A 19,785-nucleotide genomic window follows, 5' to 3' on the forward strand; every position below is an offset into this window, starting at 1 on the left:
TTTCTGCGTCATCCGTTCTTGCCTCGATACCCTGCGAAAACAGGGCCACAACATGCTCGCAGTGCTACAGCGCGCATTTGTCGGCGCGCCTATCCCATCAGTTGCATAGCGGCTGAATAGTTACAAATTTTCAAGGTATCAGCAGCCTACTCTTGAACGCGCAGCCAGGCGCGGTAACTGATCGATCGATTGGGCGCTTTGCCGTGTAGCAGTAGTAAAGATGTATTCGAAGCAGCACTTTTCAGGGGTAACATCATGAAACTCACAATCAATCATTTTGCAAAAACGATGGTTTTATGCGGGGCACTTTCAGGCGCGGCTACCACCGTTTATGCGGCGCGTCCCCACTTTGTCGGGCGAGTGACGTCGACGCTGGCCGGAACCAGTGTGCAGGCGTGCTTTAAAATAGCAGGCTTGGGCGATAATGCGACAATCACGGTTAACGCCAGCGCTAATGCAAGCGCGACCTTCGTTTGCCAGACTAAAAGTGGACAATGCCCCAGCGCAGCAAATAAGACCACGGTCAACACGGAAGTGTCGACATCCGGGGATTTCGTCAGCGATAGAAACGGCAACGTTTCAGGCTGTCTTACTCTGGCTGCCCCAGGTCCTGGCAACTTTGCGTGCCCATCTGGACAGAACTTGGTCCTGGCGAACGTGACCTTCTCAAATATCACCGTCCAGTCCGCCCCGACGGGACCCGCCACTGCAAACCCACCGGTACAAACCGTCGGCTTCGGGGCCTGCCCTCGCCGATAAGCAAGGTTTTTCACAGCACGCGACGCGCCCGCATTCGTCCCGCTTCTGTGTGAGACCGCCCTCGCAAACGCGTCAGCGTCTTGCCTGCGCCGTCTGGACGTAAGCAGGCTCGCCCGACAAAGTAGTTCCCACCGCTTTTTGATGGGAACTACTTTGGACTCAGAAGCAAAGCCGGGCAAGCGCAAGGGCAAGCCGAACAATTCAGTCGAGTTCAAGCGCCGACTCGCCGTTGCGGCTTGCGAACCCGGCGTGTCTGTCTCCAAGCTGGTGCGGCCGGATGCTTACTTTTCAGGCGCCGGCTGATCCGCTCAGTGCCGTGCATAACGATCTGGCTGGACCTGGCCGCGCCCCGCTTCTAGCCGTCGGCGTGCCGTGCCGCCTCGTCCCAACCGCCCGCCACGCACAACTGATCGAACCGCTGCGCCAGATCGGCCAGCACCACGTTGCCCAGAGTCTCGATCAGGATCGCCTCGGCCCGTTGCAGCGCATCGCCCAGCGCCTGGTTGACCACCTTTTCGACCGCGCAGTCGGGATTGGCTTTATCGACGCCAATGGCAAACAAATGCGGCCCGCCCACCGCGCGATGAATATCGAGCAAGGTCACCTCGCGCAGATCGCAGGCCATCGTCCAGCCCCCGTGCTTGCCCGCGCCGGACCTCACATAGCCGGCCTCGCGCAAGCCGGCCATGGTGCGCCGCACCACCACCGGATTGGTGTCCAGCATCCTGGCGATGTGTTCCGATGTCATCGGTCCGTCATGCCTGGCCATGTGCAGCAGCACATGGAGCACGCGGGAAAGGCGGCTGTCTGTTCTCATTGAATGTCGCGATAAAAGGTGATCTGGAGCCACAGTTTACCGCCTCCCGACACTCCCCGTGCGCCCCAATTGGCGCCCGCAAAAGCCGTCTTCCCAGCCCGACTATTTCATGTACAATCATTGTGAACGGTCGTGCTATTTTTGGACGATAATAACAAAGGAGACTGTATGGACCTGAACTATACGAGCGGGGACCTGGCGTTCCGCGACCAGGCGCGCGCCTTCCTCGACGCCAATCTTCCGGCCGATCTGCAGCAAAAGGTGCGCAAGCACCTGCGCATGTCGAAGGACGATTACGTGCGCTGGCACCGCATCCTCGCCACCCAGGGCTGGGTCGCGCCGGGCTGGCCGGCCGAATTCGGCGGCCCGGGCTGGAGCGCCGTGCAGCGCCACATCTGGGACGAGGAATGCGCGCGCGCCGGCACGCCGCCGATCCTGCCGTTCGGCGTCAACATGGTCGCCCCGGTCATCATGGCCTTCGGCAGCGACGAACAGAAAGCCCACTTCCTGCCGCGCATCCTCTCGTGCGAAGACTGGTGGTGCCAGGGCTATTCGGAACCGGGCGCCGGCTCCGACCTGGCGTCGCTCAAGACCACCGCCGAACGCGATGGCGACGTGTATGTCGTCAACGGCCAGAAAACCTGGACCACCCTGGCCCAGCATGCCGACATGATTTTTTGCCTGGTGCGCACCGACAGCGGCGTGCGCAAGCAGGAAGGCATCTCCTTCCTCCTGATCGACATGCACAGCCCGGGCGTGACGGTGCGCCCGATCATCATGCTCGACGAAGACCACGAAGTGAACGAAGTCTTCTTCGATAACGTGCGCGTGCCGGTGCAGAACCTGGTCGGCAAGGAAAACAAGGGCTGGACCTACGCCAAATACCTGCTGGGCCACGAACGCACCGGCATCGCCGCGGTCGGCCGCTCCAAGCGCGAACTGGCCACGCTCAAGCGCATCGCGGCTTCGCGCAACAAGAACGGCAAGCCGCTGATCGACGACCCGCTGTTCGCCGCCAAGGTGGCCACGCTGGAAATCGAACTGATGGCGCTGGAGATGACCGTCATGCGCGTGCTGGCGCAGGAGCACAAGGCGCCCGGACCGGAAGCGTCGGTGCTCAAGGTGCGCGGCACCGAAATCCAGCAGACGCTCACCGAACTGATGGTCGAAGCGGTCGGCCCGATGGCGCTGCCCTTCGATCCGGCCTATCTCGAATCGGACACGCCGCACAGCGTGTTCGACGATGACGACGCCGCGCCGCTGGCCTCGCACTACTTCAATTTCCGCAAGACCTCCATCTATGGCGGCTCGAACGAGATTCAACGCAATATCATCACCCAGATGATCCTGGGCCTGTGAGGGACTGAACATGGATTTCAACTTCAAGGAAGAACAGCTGGCCTTCGCCGATGCCCTCAAGCGCTGGGTGACCAAGGATTACAGCTTCGAGGCGCGCAAGAAGATCGTCCACTCCGAGGCCGGCAGCTCCGACGCGGCGTGGGCCGCGCTGGCCGAACTGGGCATGCTGGCGCTGCCGGTGCCGGAAGAGCAGGGCGGCTTCAATGGCACGGCGGTCGACATGTTCGTCGTCATGCAGGAGCTCGGGCGCGGCCTGGTGGTCGAACCGTATTTCGCCACCGTGCTCGGTGCGCATTTCCTGACGCTGGGCGGCCAGCATCCGGAGCTGCTGGCGCAAGTGGCCGGCGGCGAACTCAAACTGGCGTGCGCGCTGGCCGAAAAACAGGCGCGCCATGACCTGTCGGACATCGCCACCACTGCCGTCGCCAATGCCGGCGGCTACGTCCTCAATGGCCGCAAGAGCGTGGTGGTGCACGGCGGCCAGGCCGGCAGCCTGATCGTCTCGGCGCGCAGCGGCGGCGCGCAGCGCGGCTTTGATGGCGTGTCGCTGTTCGTGGTGCCGGCCAATGCGCCTGGTGTGAGCGTGCGCGATTACCGCACGCTCGACGGCCAGCGCGCCGCCGACATCGGCTTCGCCAATGTCCAGGTCGCGCGCGAAAACCTGATCGGCCTTGAAGGCCAGGGCTGGAACCTGCTCGACGCCGGTGCCGACTACGGCGCCGGCCTGCTGTGCGCCGAAGCGCTGGGCGCGATGGAAGCCATCTTCGCCGCCACGCTCGACTACCTCAAGACGCGCACCCAGTTCGGCGCGCCGATCGGCAAATTCCAGGCGCTGCAGCACCGCATGGCCGACATGTACATCCACCTCGAACAGGCGCGCTCGATGGCGCTGCTGGCCGCGGTGCGCCTGGCATCCTCCGATGTGGAAGAACGCCGCCGCACCGTGTCGGCCGCCAAGTTCCGGGTCGGCCAGGCGCTCAAGTTCGTCGGCCAGCAGGCGGTCCAGCTGCACGGCGGCATGGGCGTGACCGACGAACTGCCGGCCGCGCACCATTTCAAGCGCCTGACCATGATCGAGCTGTCGCTGGGCGACTCCGATCACCACCTGCAGCGCTTCATCGCGCAGCCGGGATTCGCGCAAGGTGACATGGCATGAAACAGAGCACATGGTATTTCGAGGACTTTTACGTCGGCCAGGAGATCGCGGTCGGCAGCCGCACCGTGACCGAAGAAGAAATCATCGCCTTCGCCACCCAGTTCGACCCGCAGCCTTTCCACGTCGACCATGACGCGGCCGCGGCGTCCATCTTCGGCAGTGTGATCGCCAGCGGCTGGCATACCTGCAGCATGATGATGCGCATGGTGGTCGACAGCGTGCTGGGCACCTCGTCGAGCATGGGCTCACCGGGCCTGGACAAGGTACGCTGGCTGCAACCGGTGCGCGCCGGCGACACCTTGAGCGTCACCTACATCACCACCGGGCTCAAGCCATCGGGCTCGCGCCCGGATCGCGGCGTGGTCTGGTCGACCTGGCGGGCCGCAAACCAGCACGGCGAGGCGGTCTGCACGATCGAAGGCATGGGCATGTTCGGGCGCCGCCCGCGGGAGAACAACGATGCGTGAATTTTCCAGCCTGGCCGAGATGCAGGCGCTGGTGGGGCAGGAGCTCGCGGTGTCGGAATGGGTCGAGATCACCCAGGAACGCGTGAACCAGTTTGCCGACGCCACCGACGACCACCAGTGGATCCACCTCGACCTGGAACGCTGCGCGCGCGAGTCGCCATTCGGCGGGCCGGTGGCGCATGGCTTCCTGACCCTGTCGCTCATTTCCGGCCTGTTCGGCAGGGCGCTGCGCATGGTCGACGCGAAGATGGTCGTCAACTATGGCCTGAACAAGGTGCGCTTTCCGGCTCCGGTGCCGGTCGGCAGCCGCGTGCGCGCGCGCCTGACACTGCGGCAGGTCGAGCCGATCGACGGCGGCGCGCAGCTCGAATGGAGCGTCATCGTCGAGCGCGAGGGCGGCGCCAAGCCGGTCTGCGTGGCCGAACTGCTGGTGCGGCGCTACCCTTGATGCCCGCGGCGGGGCCGCCCGGTCCCGCCTACACCACCGCACTTGCCATCGCACCTAGCAGGAATCACGGGGCAATCCCGGCCGCGTGGCGCACCGGATGAGACTAGTATGAGCTGACGGGTAGTTTGTCGTCGTGTCGTCGTACGGTCATCAGCCGGGAGTACGGATGAAAATTGCGAACTTGAAGATCGGTGTTCGTCTGGGGGCCGGTTTCGGCCTCGTCTTGCTGTTGATGGCGACCCTGATCGCCACCGGCATCACCCTCCTCAACAGTGCCGGCGCGAGCACCCGGCGCATGGTCGAGCATGAGTGGGTCAAGGCCGATGCCGCCAACGAAGTCAACGTCGGCACGCGCGCCAATGCGCGCCGCACGCTCGAACTGTTCATCGTCACCGACCCGGCGCAACTGGCCAATATCCGCTCGCGCATCGAAGCGAACAAGAAACTGATCACCGATGCGCTGGCCAGGCTCGACAAACTGGTCGACACCCGCGAAGGGCGCGACCTGCTGAACCGGATCACCAGTGCGCGCGTCGCCTATGTGGCCTCGTACTCGCGCGTCGACAAACTGATCGCCGCCGACAGGCGCGATGAAGCGGCAACCGTGATGCGCACCGAAACGCTGCCGGCGCTGGACGGTTTGCAGGCCTCGGTCAGCGCCCTGGCCGAGTTTCAGAAACGCCTGGTCGGATCGGCCAGTGCCGATGTCGGCGCGCGCATCGCCAGCGCGCGCACCCTGATGCTGTGGCAAGGCGCGGCGGCGCTGGTCATCGGCGTGCTGGCCGGCTGGTGGATCACGCGCTCGATCACGCTGCCGGTCAACGACGCGGTGCGGGTGGCCAGGACGGTGGCGGCGGGCGACCTGAGTGCCCGCATCGCGCCCGGTTCGTCCAGCGAGACCGGGCAACTGCTCGCCGCCCTCGGCGACATGAACGCGGGCCTGTGCAATATCGTCGACCAGGTACGCCACGGCACCGATGCGATTGCCACCGCGTCGAGCCAGATCGCCAGCGGGAATATGGATTTGTCGGCGCGCACCGAGCAGCAAGCCAGTTCGCTGGAGGAGACCGCGTCGTCGATGGAAGAACTCACATCGACCGTCAAGCAGAACGCCGACAATGCGCGCCAGGCCAACCAGCTGGCCATTTCGGCCTCGCACGTGGCGGTGCAGGGCGGGTCGGTGGTGGCGCAGGTGGTCGACACCATGGGATCGATCAACGCATCGTCGCGCAAGATCGTCGAGATCATCAGCGTGATCGAAGGAATCGCGTTCCAGACCAATATCCTGGCGCTCAATGCGGCGGTGGAGGCGGCGCGCGCGGGCGAACAGGGGCGCGGGTTTGCGGTCGTTGCCAGCGAGGTGCGCAACCTGGCGCAGCGCTCGGCGGCGGCGGCCAAGGAAATCAAGATGCTGATCGACGATTCGGTGGACAAGGTCGCGCAGGGCAGCGAACTGGTCGAGCGCGCCGGCACGACCATGCAGGCGATCGTCACCAGCATCAAGAGCGTGGCCGACATGATGGGCGAGATCACGGCGGCGAGCGTGGAGCAGACGGCCGGCATCGAACAGATCAACCAGGCCATCACCCAGATGGACGAGGTGACGCAGCAGAACGCCGCGCTGGTCGAGCAGGCGGCGGCGGCGGCCGGTGCGCTGCAGGACCAGGCCGGCACGCTGGCGGGCGTGGTCAGTGTCTTCAAGCTGCCGGCGGGCGCGGCGCAAGCGAGTGTGCCTCCCGCGCAGCGCGCGCTGGCGACGCGCGCGCCGCCGCAACGCGCCACGCCCGCGCCGGCCGCTGGACGCACGCGCGAAGTGGCCGCTGCCGGCCCGGACGACTGGGAACAGTTCTGAGACAGGCGGCCGGGGGCGAATCGCGATTTCCTTGATCTGCGTTGGTTGACGAGGGCCGCCCGCCCAGCCTACTATTGCTGCATGGAAATATCAGATACGGGCCGCCCGGTAGCAGCATGAACATTGCAAACTTAAGAATCGGGACGCGCCTGGGTGGCGCGTTCGGCATCATCCTGCTGATCATGGCGGCCCTGATCGCCAGCGCGCTCACACTGCTCGCCAATATCAGCGCCGTCAGCAGCACCATGATCGAGCGCGACCTGGTGCAGGCCGATGCCGCCAACGTCATCAACGTCACCACCCGCGCCAACGCGCGCGCCACGCTCGAATTGTTCATCGCTCCCGATGCCGCCTACAGCGCCAGGGTGCGCGAGAAGATCGAGGCCAACAAGAGGGAGATTACCGGCGCCATCGCGGTGCTCGACAGACTGCCCGGCAGCGCCGAAGGCAGGGAGCTGCTGGCGCACATCAAGGTGCAGCGCGCGGCGTATGTGGCCTCGTTCGGCGCCGTCGGCAAGCGCCTCGCCGCGCAGGAGCGCGATGCGGCTGTAGCCACCATGCTGGAGCAGACCTTGCCCGCGCTCGACACCTTGCAAGGCTCGGTGACGCGGCTGGCCAGCCTGCAAAAGACGCTGGTCGGCGCGGCCGGCCAGCGCATTGAGGCGAGCGCCGTGCTGGCGCGCAAGGCCATGCTGGTACTCGGCCTGGCCGCGCTGCTGGTCGGCGCCTTGTCGGGCTGGTGGATCGCGCGTTCGATCACCGCGCCGATCGTCACCGCGGTGCGGGTCGCGAAGACGGTGGCCGCGGGCGACCTGACCAGCGACATCGCGGTGCGCTCGGGCGACGAAACGGGCCAATTGATGCAGGCCCTCAGGGAGATGAACGGCAGCTTGCAGCGCATCGTCGGCCAGGTGCGCAGCGGTACCGATGCCATCGCCACGGCATCCGGCCAGATCGCCAGCGGGAACATGGATTTGTCCGCGCGCACCGAGCATCAAGCCAGTTCGCTGGAGCAGACCGCGTCGTCGATGGAAGAACTCACATCGACCGTCAGGCAGAATGCCGACAATGCGCGCCAGGCCAACCAGCTGGCCATGTCGGCCTCGCAAGTGGCCATGCAGGGCGGCGCCGTGGTGGCGCAGGTGGTCGATACGATGGGGGCGATCGACGCATCGTCGCGCAAGATCGTCGACATCATCGGCGTGATCGAATCGATCGCGTTCCAGACCAATATCCTGGCGCTCAATGCGGCGGTGGAAGCGGCGCGCGCGGGCGAGCAGGGGCGCGGATTTGCGGTCGTTGCCAGCGAAGTGCGCAACCTGGCGCAGCGCTCGGCGGCGGCGGCCAGGGAAATCAAGCTGCTGATCGGCGACTCGGTGGAGAAGGTCACGCAGGGCACCGAACTGGTGGACCGCGCCGGAACGACCATGCAGGCCATTGTGACGAGTATCGGCAGCGTGACCGACATGATGGGCGAGATCACGGCGGCCAGTGGGGAGCAGAGCGCCGGCATCGCGCAGATCAACCAGGCCATTGCGCAGATGGACGAGGTGACGCAGCAGAATGCGGCGCTGGTGGAGGAAGCGGCTGCGGCGGCGCAGGCCCTGCAGGATCAGGCCGGGGCGCTCTCCGGCGTGGTCAAGGTCTTCAAGCTGCCCGCCAGCGCGGTGGTGGCGCCGAAAAAGACGGGGCGAGTGGCCGGAACGAAGTAAGCAATGTCGTAATCCGCTTGAACTGTTTTTAATCGGCCTGTAAACAATAGCGGTTGCGTCCACCGGCCTTGGCCTCGTACAGCAGCGCGTCGGCGGTCTTGATCAGGCCACCGCTGGTCAAGCCGTCGGCCGGCATCAGGCTGGCCACGCCCATGCTCAGGGTCAGCCACGGCGAGGCGCCCGATTTTTCGTGCGGGATGGCCAGCTGCGCGATCTCGTCGAGCAGCTTTTTGGCCACTACCTCGGCGCCGCGCCTGTCTTCCTGCGGCAGCAAGATCACGAACTCCTCGCCCCCATAGCGCGCCACCAGGTCCTGCGGGCGCGCCGCCGCGCGCCGCATCGCCGCGCCCACCCGCACCAGGCTGTCGTCGCCGGCCTGGTGTCCGTACGCGTCGTTGTACGCCTTGAAATGGTCGATGTCGGCGATGATCAGCGCCAGCGCCGTTTTGGCGCGCGCGCAGCGGCGCCATTCTGTGTCCATCGCCTCGTCGAAGCCGCGCCGGTTGGCGACCCCGGTCAGGCCGTCGGTCAGGGTCAGTTCGCGCAGCGCGTCGCTCTGGCGCTTGACGGTCAGCTGCGTGCGCACCCGCGCCCGCACCACCGCCGCGTTGACCGGCTTGGTGATGAAATCGGCGGCGCCGGCTTCCAGCGCGCGCGTTTCATCTTCCGGGGTCTTGAGGGCGGTGACAAAAATGATCGGGATGTCGCGCGTGGCACCCGACTCGCGCAAGGCCCGGCACACGGCATAGCCGTCCATGTCGGGCATCATCGCATCGAGCAGGATCAGGTCGGGACGCTGGGTCTGGGCGATATGCAGCGCCTTGGCGCCGTTCATCGCGAACACCACTTCGTGCTCGTCCTGCAAGGCCTGGTGCAGGATCTGGATGTTCTCCATCGCGTCGTCGACGATCAGGATTCGTCCGTTCCTTGCCATATCGGTCCAACTCATGCATGGTCCCTTCGTTTCAAAATCTCCTGCACCTGCAGCGCGGCGTTGGCAAAGCCGAGCGTGGCGACGGCGTCGCCCAGCGCGCCCACCACGGCCGGGGCCAGGGCCGCGTCCAGAACCGGACGCAGGGCATCGAATGCCGACATCGCCTTCAGGTTGTTATTCTGAAGCAAACCAAGCAGTTCCGCCAGCGCCGCGTCGAGTTGTGCGGGGTCCTGTGTCCCCGGGCGCACGCCGGCGGCGGCCGGCGCCGGCAGGGCGCGCGCGGTTTCGAACACCGCCTGCAGCGCCTTGTCGAGGGCGCCCAGGCGCACCGTCAGCTCGGCGCTGCCGGCGCTGCGCAAGGCTTGTTCAAAATCGAACGCCAGCGCCGCCAGTTCGCTCGCCCCCAGGTTGGCGGCCACGCCGCGCAAGCGGTGCACCAGCTGGATCGCTTCCTGGCGCTGCTCGCCGCGCAGCAGCGCGCGCACCTCGTCCAGGGTCTGGCCCTGCGAACTCTCGAAACGCTTGAACAAGGTCACGAAGTTATCCAGATGACCGCCGAAACGCGGCAAGGTCGAGGCCAGGTCGATGCCGGGGATGTCGATGCGCGGCGTGTGGCCGGGCGCTGCCGCATGGCCGCTGCGCGGCGCCGCCCCGGGGCCGGCGGCAGCGTCGCCCGCCGTCCCCGGCTGGCGCACCTCGTGCCGCGCGCAGACCCGGATCAGGGTATTGACCATGTCGTCCACATCGATCGGCTTGGCCACATGGGCGTTCATGCCGGCCGCGATCGCGTGGCGCCGGTCTTCCTCCATCGCGTTGGCGGTCATCGCAATGATTGGCAGCGTGTTCACGCCCATGCGCCGAATCGCCTCGGCCGCCTCGTAACCGTTCATCACCGGCATCTGGATATCCATCAGCACCGCATCGTAACGGCTCGGGGCGTCGGCCAGCATGCTGACCGCAATGCGCCCGTTGGCCGCGATATCGACCGCGGCGCCGGCGTGCAGCAGGATGTACTTGGCCACCTCCTGGTTGATCTGGTTGTCCTCGACCAGCAGGACGTACAAGCCCTTCAGGCGGCCGGCCAGCGGCAGGTCGGCCGAGACCTCGGGGGCCGCCTTCCCGGTATGCAGTTCGACCGCCGCCGCCATCAGCGCCAGCCGGGTGACCGGCTTGCTCAGGATGGCGTCGAGTTTCAGGTCATCCTGCAGGCCGACCAGTTGTTCGCGCGCGCTCTCGGCCACCATCAGCGCGCAGCGCGGCATGGCGATGGCCGGATCGGCGCGCGCGAACGTCAATACCGCGATGCCGTCCAGTTCCGCCATCGCCGTATCGAGGAACATCAGGTCGTACGGCGCGCCGGCGCGGGTGGCGGCGCGCAAGCGTTCGAGCGCCTCGGCGCCGCTGGCGGCGGTGTCGGCACGCCAGCCGACACCGCCGCACATGCGCGCGATGGCGGTGCGCGCGCTGCGGTTGTCGTCCACCACCAGCACCGAGCGCACCGCGCCCTCGGGCAGCTCGGGCAGATTGGTCGCGTCGTCGCCCCCGGCCACGCCGAAGACCGAATCGAAAAGGAACTCGGCGCCGGCACCGAGTTCGCTGCGCACGCCCAGGGTGCCGCCCATCAGGCCCACCAGGCGGCGGCAGATCGCCAGTCCCAGGCCGGTCCCGCCGTATTTGCGGCTGGTCGAACTGTCGCCCTGCGAAAAGGCGTCGAACATGTGCTCCTGCTGTTCAATCGCGATGCCGATGCCGCTGTCGCGCACCGAGAAATCGAGCACCAGCACGCCGTCGCTCTCGCTGCGGCGGGTGATCGACAACACCACTTCGCCCTGTTCGGTGAACTTGATCGCATTGCCGATCAGGTTCAGGAGCACCTGTTCCAGCCGCAGCGCGTCGCCCACCACGAACAGCGGCACCTCCGGCGCCACCGCGTACACCAGCTCCACGCCCTTGCCCCAGGCGTTGGCCGACAACAGCACCGACATGCTGTCGAGCACCTGGCACAGCCTGAACGGCGACGCTTCGAGCACCAGCTGGCCCGCCTCGATCTTGGAAAAATCGAGCACGTCGGAGAGGATCCCCATCAGCGAGCGGGTCGACATCTTGATCTTGGCGACATAACTGCGCTCGCGCCGTTCCAGCGCCCCTTCTTCCAGCAGGCGCGCCAGGCCCATGATGGCGTTCATCGGCGTGCGGATTTCGTGGCTCATATTGGCCAGGAACTCGCTTTTCGCGCTGCTGGCCGATTCGGCCCGTTCCAGCGCGCCGATCAGCTGCTCGTTGAGCGACTGCAGGCGCAACTCGGTGCGCTTGAGTTCCGACACGTCCGAGATCAGCACATAGAAGCCGCGCACCGCGCCGTCCTCGTCGAAGTCGGGGATGTAGCTGGCCCACGTGTGGCGCACTTCGCCGGATGGCGAATTGAGCTCGCGCGCGAAGTGGGCGGCCTTGCCGGCCAGGACATCGCGCAGGTGCGGCGCGATGTCGGCCATGGTGTCGGGGCCGAGCACCTCGTCCATGCTGGCGCCGGTCATCTCGACGGCGCTGCGCCCGCACAGCTCCAGATACAGGCGGTTGGCGAACTGGCAGCGCAGTTCGGCGTCCCAGTAGGCCACCATGCCGGGCACGTTGTCGGTCACGGTGCGGATGAAGCGCTCGCTCTGCTCGAGCCGTTCGCTGGTGGCGCGCAGGGCATTTTCGGCGGCCACCCGCTCGCTGATATCGCGCACGGTCGACTGCAAAATGCCCTTGCCGCCGATATTGACGCTGGTGAGCAGCACATCGGCGTGGAACAGGGTGCCGTCGCGGCGCATGTGCAGCCACTCGAAATGGTGACTGCCGTTGTCGATCGCGTAGCGGATGAACTGTTCGGCCTTGTCGGCCGAGCGCCGTCCGTCGGGCTGGAATTCGGGCGAGGTGGTGGCCGGCGACAGGGTCAGGAATTCGTCGATGCCGGTGCAGCCATAGATGCGCACCGCCGCCTGGTTGCCGCCGATGAAACCGGCCCCCTGGGCGATCAGCATGTGGGCGTCGCCCGACATCTCGTACAGCGCGCGGAACTGCTCGTTGACGTCGCGCAGGCGCTCCGACAGCAGCTTGCGTTCGCTGACGTCGAGCACCACCGCGCTGATGCCGACCAGCGCATGGTCGGCCCCGAACACCGGGTGGTAGCTGACCACCCAGTGGCTTTCGACATCGGGCGAGCCCGGAACCGGGCGCGATTCGTGCGCCGACTTGATCGGCAGGCCGGTATCGCGCACCTGGCGGTAGGCCTTCTCGTACTCGACGCCGAGGGGGCCGAGCAGTTCCGGCAGGGTGCGCCCCAGGTGCCCGGCCACGGGAATCGCGTTGAGGGCGGCCAGGTAGTCGTTGACCATGACGATGCGCAGGTCGGCGTCGAGCAGGGCCAGGCCCACCGGCGCGGTCGCGTACACGGTTTCGAGCAGGGCGTTGGCGCGTTGCAGTTCGCCGGTGCGTTCGGCGACCAGGGTTTCGAGGTCGTTGCGGTAGCGTTGCAGCTCGCCGCCCATGTGCCTGAGCGCACCGGCCACCTCGGCCACTTCGCGGATCTGCATCGGCGGCAGTTCCAGCGGTTCGCCGCGCCCGAGCGCCGCCGCCGGCGCGCACAGCGAACGCACCGAGCGCCCGATCACGCCGCCGATGCTCCAGGCGGCGGCGAAGCCGACCACCAGCAGCGCCGCCACGCTCAGGAACACGCTGGCGAGCGCCTCGCGCAGGGCATCGTAGGCGGCGTCGCGCGGCAGGGCCACCGTGGCGTACCAGCCACGCTTGACGGAGCGCTGCAGGCTGGAGATGACGCGCACGCCCTCGCGCGAAGTCAGTTCGACCGTGCCGGCATTGGCGCGCCGCGCCAGGCTGGCCATTTCGGGACGGGCCAGCGAGCCGACGAATTTGTCGGGCGCGGTGCTGCGCGCCACAAAAGTGTCGCGGCGGTCGAACAACTGGGCGTTCCAGCGCGGCGGCAGGCGCTGTTCGGCCAGCAGCTGGTTGAAGCGCTCGGGGCGCAGCTGGGCCGACAGCACGTACACTACCTCGCCGTGGCGCCGCACCGGCACCTCGACCGAGACGGTGTACGGTGCGGCGGGGCCGGCGCGGTACAGGTCCGAGGTGGCGGCCAGGCCGCTGCGCGCCACCTGGCGGATGGTCTCGGCGTTGCCGTTGGGCGGCAGCGGCAGGCCATGGGCCACGCGCGTGTTGAGCAGGGGCTTGCCATCGAGGTCGCTCAGCACGAAGGCATAGCCGGGGAACTCCGGGCCGAGGATGGAGCGCGCCTGGTAATGAAAATCGGCCAGGTCGGCGCTGCTCAGGCTGGGCGAACTGGCCAGGGCGCGCGCGGCCGTTTCGCCGGCATCGAGATCGCGTTCGACCGCCATGAGCACATTTTGCGCCAGCCGCTCGGCATCGCGCAGCAGGTCGGCGCGTTCGCGCCGGAAGGAATCGTACGACAAGGCGGCAAAGCCGATCAGGGTCGGCACGGCGCAGGCGAGGACCAGCATCGCGGTCTTCGAGCGGATCGAGGGGAGGGTGGAACGTGATGAAAACGACACTGCCCGAACCTTTCGCCGCATCAAAGGCGGCGCCACGCACCGCACTGAGATCGATGGTAGCCGAGCGCGCGTTTTCTTCAAAGCACTTTACGCCAGCCGTGCGCGGCTATGCGTTTGCCATATCGACCAGCAACATTCTGACCCCGGTTGGCGAATGTTGCTGGCGCGATTGGTGCGGATCAGGAACGGGTGATCGGCAGCGCCAGGTCTTCGCCCAGCTTGATGTGCTTGGCGAGTTCGATTTTGGCGATGGCGTTGCGGTGCACCTCGTCCGGACCGTCGGCCAGGCGCAGGGTGCGATTGCCGGCCCACTGGTAGGCCAGCGGGAACTCGTCCGACACGCCCGCCGCCCCGTGCGCCTGGATCGCCCAGTCCAGCACCTGCTGGGCCACGTTCGGCGCCAGTACCTTGATCATGGCGATCTCGGCCTGGGCATGCTTGTTGCCCACGGTATCCATCAGCGCCGCGGTCTTGAGCGTCAGCAGGCGCGCCGTGTCGATCTGGATGCGCGCTTCGGCGATGCGCTCGCGCCACACCCCCTGGTCCGAAATTTTCTTGCCGAAAGCAACGCGGCTGTTCAGGCGCAGGCACATCAGCTCCAGCGCGCGCTCGGCCACGCCGATGGCGCGCATGCAATGGTGGATCCGGCCCGGCCCCAGGCGGCCCTGGGCGATCTCGAAGCCGCGTCCCTCGCCCAGCAGCAGGCTCGAGGCCGGCACGCGCACGTTCTCGAACAGGATTTCGCAGTGGCCGTGCGGGGCGTCGTCGTAGCCGAACACCGGCAGCGGGCGCACGATGGTGATGCCCGCCGTGTCGGCCGGCACCAGGATCATCGATTGCTGGGCATGGCGCGCCGCGCTCGGGTCGGTCTTGCCCATGACGATGAAAATCTTGCAGCGCGGATCGCCCGCGCCCGAAATCCACCACTTGCGCCCGTTGATCAGGTAGTCGCCGCCATCACGCTCGATGCGGGTTTCGATATTGGTCGCATCGGACGAGGCCACGGCCGGTTCGGTCATGGCGAAGGCCGAGCGGATCTCGCCGCGCAGCAATGGTCCGAGCCAGGTTTGCTTGTGTTCTTCGCTGCCGTAGCGTTCGATGGTTTCCATGTTGCCGGTGTCGGGCGCGGCGCAGTTGAACACTTCCGGCGCCCAGCCGACCCGGCCCATGATCTCGCACAGCGGCGCGTAGTCGAGGTTGGACAAGCCTTCCGGCGCGCGCACCGACTTCGGCAGGAACAGATTCCACAGGCCTTGCTCGCGCGCCAGCGGCTTGAGCCGCTCGATCAGCTCGGTCGGAATCCAGCGGTTGCCCTTCTGCGTGCCGTTGTTGTCGACCTCCTGCCTGAAGGCGTTCTCGTTCGGATAAACGTGCTGATCCATGAAGGCGAGCAGGCGCGCCTGCAACGCTTTGCAGCGGTCGGAGTAATCGAAGTTCATTAGTTGTCCTTGGAAAGAGAAATGGCGCGCTGCCCGTACTGCCAACCGAGTTCGGCCATGGGCCGGGCGGCCTTGCCGTTCTCGAGGGCCTGGGCGCTCGATGCGGTGCCGTCGACGTAGCGTTTCATGATGCCCTGCATGATGCCGGCCAGGCGGAACATATTGTAGGCCAGGTAAAAATTGAAATCGTCGATGCGGATGGTCTTGCCGGTGCGCGCCGCGTAGGCCGCGATATACGCTTCCTGCGTGGGAATGCCGAGCGCGTCCAGGTCGAGCCCGGCGATGCCGCGGAACTGGCCGGGAGCAATGTGCCAGCTCATGCAATGGTAGGAAAAATCCGCCGCCGGGTGGCCCAGGGTCGACAGTTCCCAGTCGAGCACGGCCAGGATGCGCGGTTCGGTCGGGTGGAAAATCATGTTATCGAGACGGAAGTCGCCATGCACGATGGCGGTATCGTCGCCCGGCGGAATATTGTGCGGCAGCCAGGCGATCAACTGGTCCATGGCCTCGATGGGTTCGGTGACCGAGGCCTGGTACTGGCGCGTCCAGCGTTCGATCTGGCGTGCGAAATAGTTGCCGGGCTTGCCGTAATCGGCCAGGCCGATGGCGCTGTAGTCGACCGTGTGCAGGGTGGCGATGACGCGGTTCAATTCGTCGTAGATGGCGCCGCGTTCGGCTGGCGTCATGCCGGGCAGGGACTGGTCCCACAGCACGCGGCCGTCGACGAATTCCATGACATAGAAGGCGCGCCCGATGACCGACTCGTCGGTGCAGAGCGCGTACTGGCGGGCGGCCGGGAAGCCGGCTTTCTGCAAGGCATCCATGACCCGGAATTCGCGCTCGATGGCATGCGCGGACGGCAACAGCTTGGCGGCCGGCCCGGGCTTGGTGCGCAGCACATAATGCTGGCCGCCGGCGCTGATCTTGAAGGTGGGATTGGACTGCCCGCCCTTGAACTGCACCACCTCCAGCGGGCCGCCGGGGTAGCCCTCCACATGCGCGCGCAGATAGGCGTCGAGGGCATCGACATCGAATTTCTGGCGCTCCGAGACCGGCTTGGTCCCCATCATTTCCTCGAACATCTTGTCTCCTGCTGGTTATGTGAGATCTATTCTAGCTCATGAATAGAACGACCGTACTAATTTCTGTTTTTCCTACAACCGGGGTCAGAGCTATAAATAGAAATAGTTGCCCAGGAAGCGATAAAACGTGAAAAATCGACAAAACATTGCGAGTCAGAGCTCTGACCCCGGAGTTGCCGGAGTTGACCCGGAGTTGCTGTGAGGAGGCTTCTTTGATCAATGACTTACTTCTTTTGAGAGGGAAGGCGCTGCGCGCTTGGGCGCATTGAGGCGAAATCCTACTGCAATCCTTCGCCAATTTCCCTCGATATCTTCTACAACGCCTACAACCGGGGTCAGAGCTTCAATTAGAAATCTTTCGAGTCAGAGCTCTGACCCCGGTTAAGGACGGCGAAATGTTTCGAGTCAGAGCTCTGACCCCGGTTAGAGCTAGCGCGAGAGGCGGTATTGCTCGTACAACTGTTCCATCGTGGTGCTGCGGGTGCTGGTTTGCAACGGCGACGGCGGGGAGTAGTTGACGAAGCGCACCACCCAATCGGCCTCGGCTTCGCCCACGTCGAGGGCGTTGATGCAGCCGGCCGTTTGCGACAGGCCACCCAGGAACATGCGCTGACCCGTGAGCGCGAGCGATAAAATCGCACAGTTCACGCCCCCGTGCAGCACCAGCAGCACCGTGTCCCAGTCGTCCTGGCCGCGCAGGCGCGTCACCGCCGGATGAATGCGGTCCATCAGCTCGCCCACCGATTCGCCTCCCAAAAAGCGCTTTTCTTCCCCAACCATGCCTTCGAACGCACCCGTGAACGCGTCCTTCAGGTCGGCGTCGGCAATGGTCGATAAGCGCCCGCCGCGAATTTCTTCGAACTCCGGCCAGATTTCGATGTCTATCCCTTGTCCGGTCGCGGCCAGCACGCGCGTCGCCGTTTCGACCGTGCGCGGCAGGCCGGAGACGATCACGCGGTCGAAATGGATGCCTTCGGCGGCAAAGGCGTGCCCGGCGGCACTGGCTTGGGCGCAGCCTTGCTCGTTGAGGGGGACGGTTTCGGGAAGGAATGGTTTGCCGGTGGCGTCGAAGTAGGTAACGCTGCCATGGCGCATCAAAAACACGCGCCGGCGCTGGGAAGTAGGATGCATGGGTCCTTGCAATTGGTTCAGAAAAACAATGCGGTGCGAGTGACGATGCTGCCGGTGTTGGTGTACGGGGCGGTCGCGCGCACCGCGCCGGTGGTGGCGACGCCGTCGTCGAGCTTGCTGTCAAGCTGCTGGGCGAAGGAGTCGGGCAGGTTGTCGAAGCGTAAACCATTGCCGCTGCGCCCGCCCACGGCGTCGTTGTAGATGTACACCGCGCCGCCCTGGGCGCTGGTCATGAAGTCGGTCGTGCCGTTGTAGGCGCCGGTAATGAAGCCCGACAGCGCAAGGTGCTGTGGCGCCGACAGGTATTCGGTGATCTGGCCGTCGCCGTTGCCGTTGGCTGTCGCGCCCGCCACATGGGTGGTGGCCAGCACGTCGTCGCCCGGCAGCGCGCGAAATTTATCCTGGTAGGCGTTCACCGCCGCCGACAAGGAGTTCGACTGCTGGATGATGTTCTTGACCTTGGCGCTGTCGATCAGCCCTTGCCCTTTGAGCACGCCGCCCAGCAGCAGGCCGATGATCACCAGCACGATGGCGATTTCGACGAGGGTAAAGCCTTGTTGTCGTTGCATGTGGTTCTCTCTTCGGTGACGGCCGGTCTGTTCCATTCCAGCGATTATTCTAGCCTATCAAGGATGGGCCTGGCGCTGGCGCGCCGAAATCGCGCGCAGGCGCCGTTCCAATAACGCCAGTTCGCGCGGATCGCTCACCTGGCCGGTGGCGAGCATGGCGCCGATCAGCGCCCTGGCACTCTCGTCCTCGCCCATATCGTCGAGGATGAACAGTTCCATCTGGCGCGCCCACGCGGGCAGGACTGCGCTTGTCACACGGGTGCGGATGGCTTGCGCATACTGCCGCGCCAGCGCCGCGTCATGCAGCCGGTGGCGCGCCACCAGCGCCGCATGCGCCAGCCACGGCCAGCGCCGGTCGGGGTCTTCGCCAAAACGCCGGTACACGAAATCGAGCATGATGCGGGTGCGCGCCGGGTCGGAACTGGCGGCGTACACCTGACTGGCGGCCAGCAGCGGGGCCTGCCCGCGCGGATCGAGATCGACGATGCGCTCGAACCAGCTGCGCAAAGCCACGTAATCGATCGCGTTCAAGGGCGCATTTGCATCGTCCTGCCCTTGCGCGTGCAGCGTCATGGCCTTGGCCAGCGCCACCGGTTCGCCCAGGCTGGCCAGGCGCAGCACCGCCAGCGGTGGCGCATCATCCAGCTTGGTCGCAAACAGATGCTGCGGTGCGCGCACGGCCTGATAGCCCACCTGAAGCGCCAGCGCGGCCCCAAGCAGCAGCGTCACGGGCAGCGGCACGCGCGAGGCCATCACAGGTCCTTGCGGTAAAAGTCGAACAGCGCGGCAGCGCCCAGCAAGGTGACGTAGATCGCCGTCTGCGCCAGCAGCGGCGCCACCTGTGCACCGCCATACACCAGCCATTCGCTGCGCGTGAACTGGTCCAGATGCGGCAGCATGGCCGACAGCGCGTCGATCCCGGTGCGCACAAGCGCCGCCGCATCCTGCGCCATCGCCTGCAGGCCGCCGATGGCGCGCGCCAGCACATAGAAGGCCAGCGTGCCCGCCAGCGCCGCCACCACCTGCCCGAACGTGAGGACGCACAGCAGGGCGAATGCGGCGACAATCCACAGTTCGCACCACAGCGACAGCGCCCACGCGGCGCACCATGCGGCCGGCGCCAGCGTCAACGCCAGCGCGCCGAACAGCAGCGCGGGCAGCAGTGCCACGAGGCCGAAGCCGGCCAGTTTGCCCAGCACGTACGCGGCGCGCGGCATCGCCAGCGCAAGCAGCAGTTCCTGGCCCTTGTCGCCCGCTTCGCGCACCACGCTGGTGGCGACAAAGCTTGCCACCAGCAGCACGCAGCACACGCGCAGAAGCGCCGCCAGCAGGGCCGCTTGCAGCGCGGCGCTTTCGGTCAGCGCCAGCTGGCCCAGAAAGCCGCCCAGCGCCACCGCGCCGATGGCCAGAGCGCCCAGCACCCAGGCCAGGCGGTTGCGCAGCGCTTCGAGCAGGGTGTAGGTGGCGATGGTGCGAACGGATCCCAGCATGG

At 66.0% G+C, this 19,785-nt stretch carries 16 protein-coding genes; 7 read left to right on the forward strand and 9 right to left on the reverse strand.

The genetic code is table 11. The features are described 5' to 3' along the window. Window positions 1–255: 255 nt before the first annotated feature. On the forward strand, window positions 256–759 hold the full coding sequence (locus tag F2P45_RS26825) for a hypothetical protein (RefSeq protein WP_166881277.1): 504 nt from the start codon (window positions 256–258) through the stop codon (window positions 757–759). A 355-nt stretch (window positions 760–1,114) separates the two neighbouring features. Here the strand turns inward: F2P45_RS26825 and F2P45_RS26830 are convergent, their stop codons facing one another. After that, window positions 1,115–1,576, reverse strand: coding sequence for an Rrf2 family transcriptional regulator (locus F2P45_RS26830; RefSeq protein WP_166881278.1), 462 nt, complete (start codon window positions 1,574–1,576; stop codon window positions 1,115–1,117). A 168-nt stretch (window positions 1,577–1,744) separates the two neighbouring features. On the opposite strand from F2P45_RS26830, the gene F2P45_RS26835 reads away from it, so the two are divergent. The 6 genes from F2P45_RS26835 to F2P45_RS26860 all read left to right on the forward strand — a co-directional run bounded on the left by F2P45_RS26835 (window position 1,745) and on the right by F2P45_RS26860 (window position 8,570). Beyond that, on the forward strand, window positions 1,745–2,935 hold the full coding sequence (locus tag F2P45_RS26835; protein WP_166881279.1) for an acyl-CoA dehydrogenase family protein: 1,191 nt from the start codon (window positions 1,745–1,747) through the stop codon (window positions 2,933–2,935). A 10-nt stretch (window positions 2,936–2,945) separates the two neighbouring features. After that, window positions 2,946–4,091 (forward strand): acyl-CoA dehydrogenase family protein, encoded by a 1,146-nt coding sequence (locus tag F2P45_RS26840; protein ID WP_166881280.1) that lies wholly within the window; start codon window positions 2,946–2,948, stop codon window positions 4,089–4,091. After that, window positions 4,088–4,558, forward strand: coding sequence for a MaoC family dehydratase (locus F2P45_RS26845; protein WP_166881281.1), 471 nt, complete (start codon window positions 4,088–4,090; stop codon window positions 4,556–4,558). The genes F2P45_RS26840 and F2P45_RS26845 overlap by 4 nt, the downstream gene beginning before the upstream one ends. Further along, the gene (locus F2P45_RS26850; protein ID WP_166881282.1) at window positions 4,551–5,006 is read left to right on the forward strand and encodes a MaoC family dehydratase; all 456 of its coding nucleotides are present in this window, start codon (window positions 4,551–4,553) and stop codon (window positions 5,004–5,006) included. The genes F2P45_RS26845 and F2P45_RS26850 overlap by 8 nt, the downstream gene beginning before the upstream one ends. 166 nt (window positions 5,007–5,172) lie before the next feature. Continuing rightward, a complete protein-coding gene (locus tag F2P45_RS26855; RefSeq protein ID WP_166881283.1) occupies window positions 5,173–6,858 on the forward strand; it encodes a methyl-accepting chemotaxis protein in 1,686 nt (561 codons plus the stop codon). Between the two features lie 116 nt (window positions 6,859–6,974). Then, window positions 6,975–8,570 (forward strand): methyl-accepting chemotaxis protein, encoded by a 1,596-nt coding sequence (locus tag F2P45_RS26860; RefSeq protein ID WP_166881284.1) that lies wholly within the window; start codon window positions 6,975–6,977, stop codon window positions 8,568–8,570. Window positions 8,571–8,598: 28 nt separating this feature from the next. Here the strand turns inward: F2P45_RS26860 and F2P45_RS26865 are convergent, their stop codons facing one another. From F2P45_RS26865 to F2P45_RS26900, 8 genes are all read right to left on the reverse strand, one after another. Next, window positions 8,599–9,519: a diguanylate cyclase gene (locus F2P45_RS26865; protein WP_166881285.1), complete on the reverse strand. Its 921-nt coding sequence runs from the start codon at window positions 9,517–9,519 to the stop codon at window positions 8,599–8,601. Continuing rightward, window positions 9,516–14,072: a response regulator gene (locus F2P45_RS26870; protein ID WP_166881286.1), complete on the reverse strand. Its 4,557-nt coding sequence runs from the start codon at window positions 14,070–14,072 to the stop codon at window positions 9,516–9,518. The genes F2P45_RS26865 and F2P45_RS26870 overlap by 4 nt, the downstream gene beginning before the upstream one ends. 179 nt (window positions 14,073–14,251) lie before the next feature. Continuing rightward, window positions 14,252–15,511, reverse strand: coding sequence for an acyl-CoA dehydrogenase family protein (locus tag F2P45_RS26875; RefSeq protein ID WP_166881287.1), 1,260 nt, complete (start codon window positions 15,509–15,511; stop codon window positions 14,252–14,254). Further along, on the reverse strand, window positions 15,511–16,593 hold the full coding sequence (locus F2P45_RS26880; RefSeq protein WP_166881288.1) for a phosphotransferase: 1,083 nt from the start codon (window positions 16,591–16,593) through the stop codon (window positions 15,511–15,513). Before F2P45_RS26880 ends, F2P45_RS26875 begins: the two co-directional genes overlap by 1 nt. A 429-nt stretch (window positions 16,594–17,022) precedes the next feature. Further along, window positions 17,023–17,724 (reverse strand): histidine phosphatase family protein, encoded by a 702-nt coding sequence (locus F2P45_RS26885; RefSeq protein ID WP_229505322.1) that lies wholly within the window; start codon window positions 17,722–17,724, stop codon window positions 17,023–17,025. 17 nt (window positions 17,725–17,741) lie between these two features. Continuing rightward, entirely contained in the window at window positions 17,742–18,293 is a 552-nt protein-coding gene (locus F2P45_RS26890) for a prepilin-type N-terminal cleavage/methylation domain-containing protein (protein WP_166881289.1), read from the reverse strand. 57 nt (window positions 18,294–18,350) lie between these two features. Beyond that, window positions 18,351–19,046, reverse strand: a complete 696-nt coding sequence (locus tag F2P45_RS26895; protein WP_166881290.1) for a hypothetical protein — start codon at window positions 19,044–19,046, stop codon at window positions 18,351–18,353. Next, entirely contained in the window at window positions 19,046–19,783 is a 738-nt protein-coding gene (locus tag F2P45_RS26900; protein WP_166881291.1) for an ABC transporter permease, read from the reverse strand. The genes F2P45_RS26895 and F2P45_RS26900 overlap by 1 nt, the downstream gene beginning before the upstream one ends. Window positions 19,784–19,785 lie beyond the last annotated feature (2 nt).

The sequence above is a fragment of the Massilia mucilaginosa genome, from assembly GCF_011682145.1.
Lineage (GTDB): Bacteria > Pseudomonadota > Gammaproteobacteria > Burkholderiales > Burkholderiaceae_D > Telluria_A > Telluria_A mucilaginosa.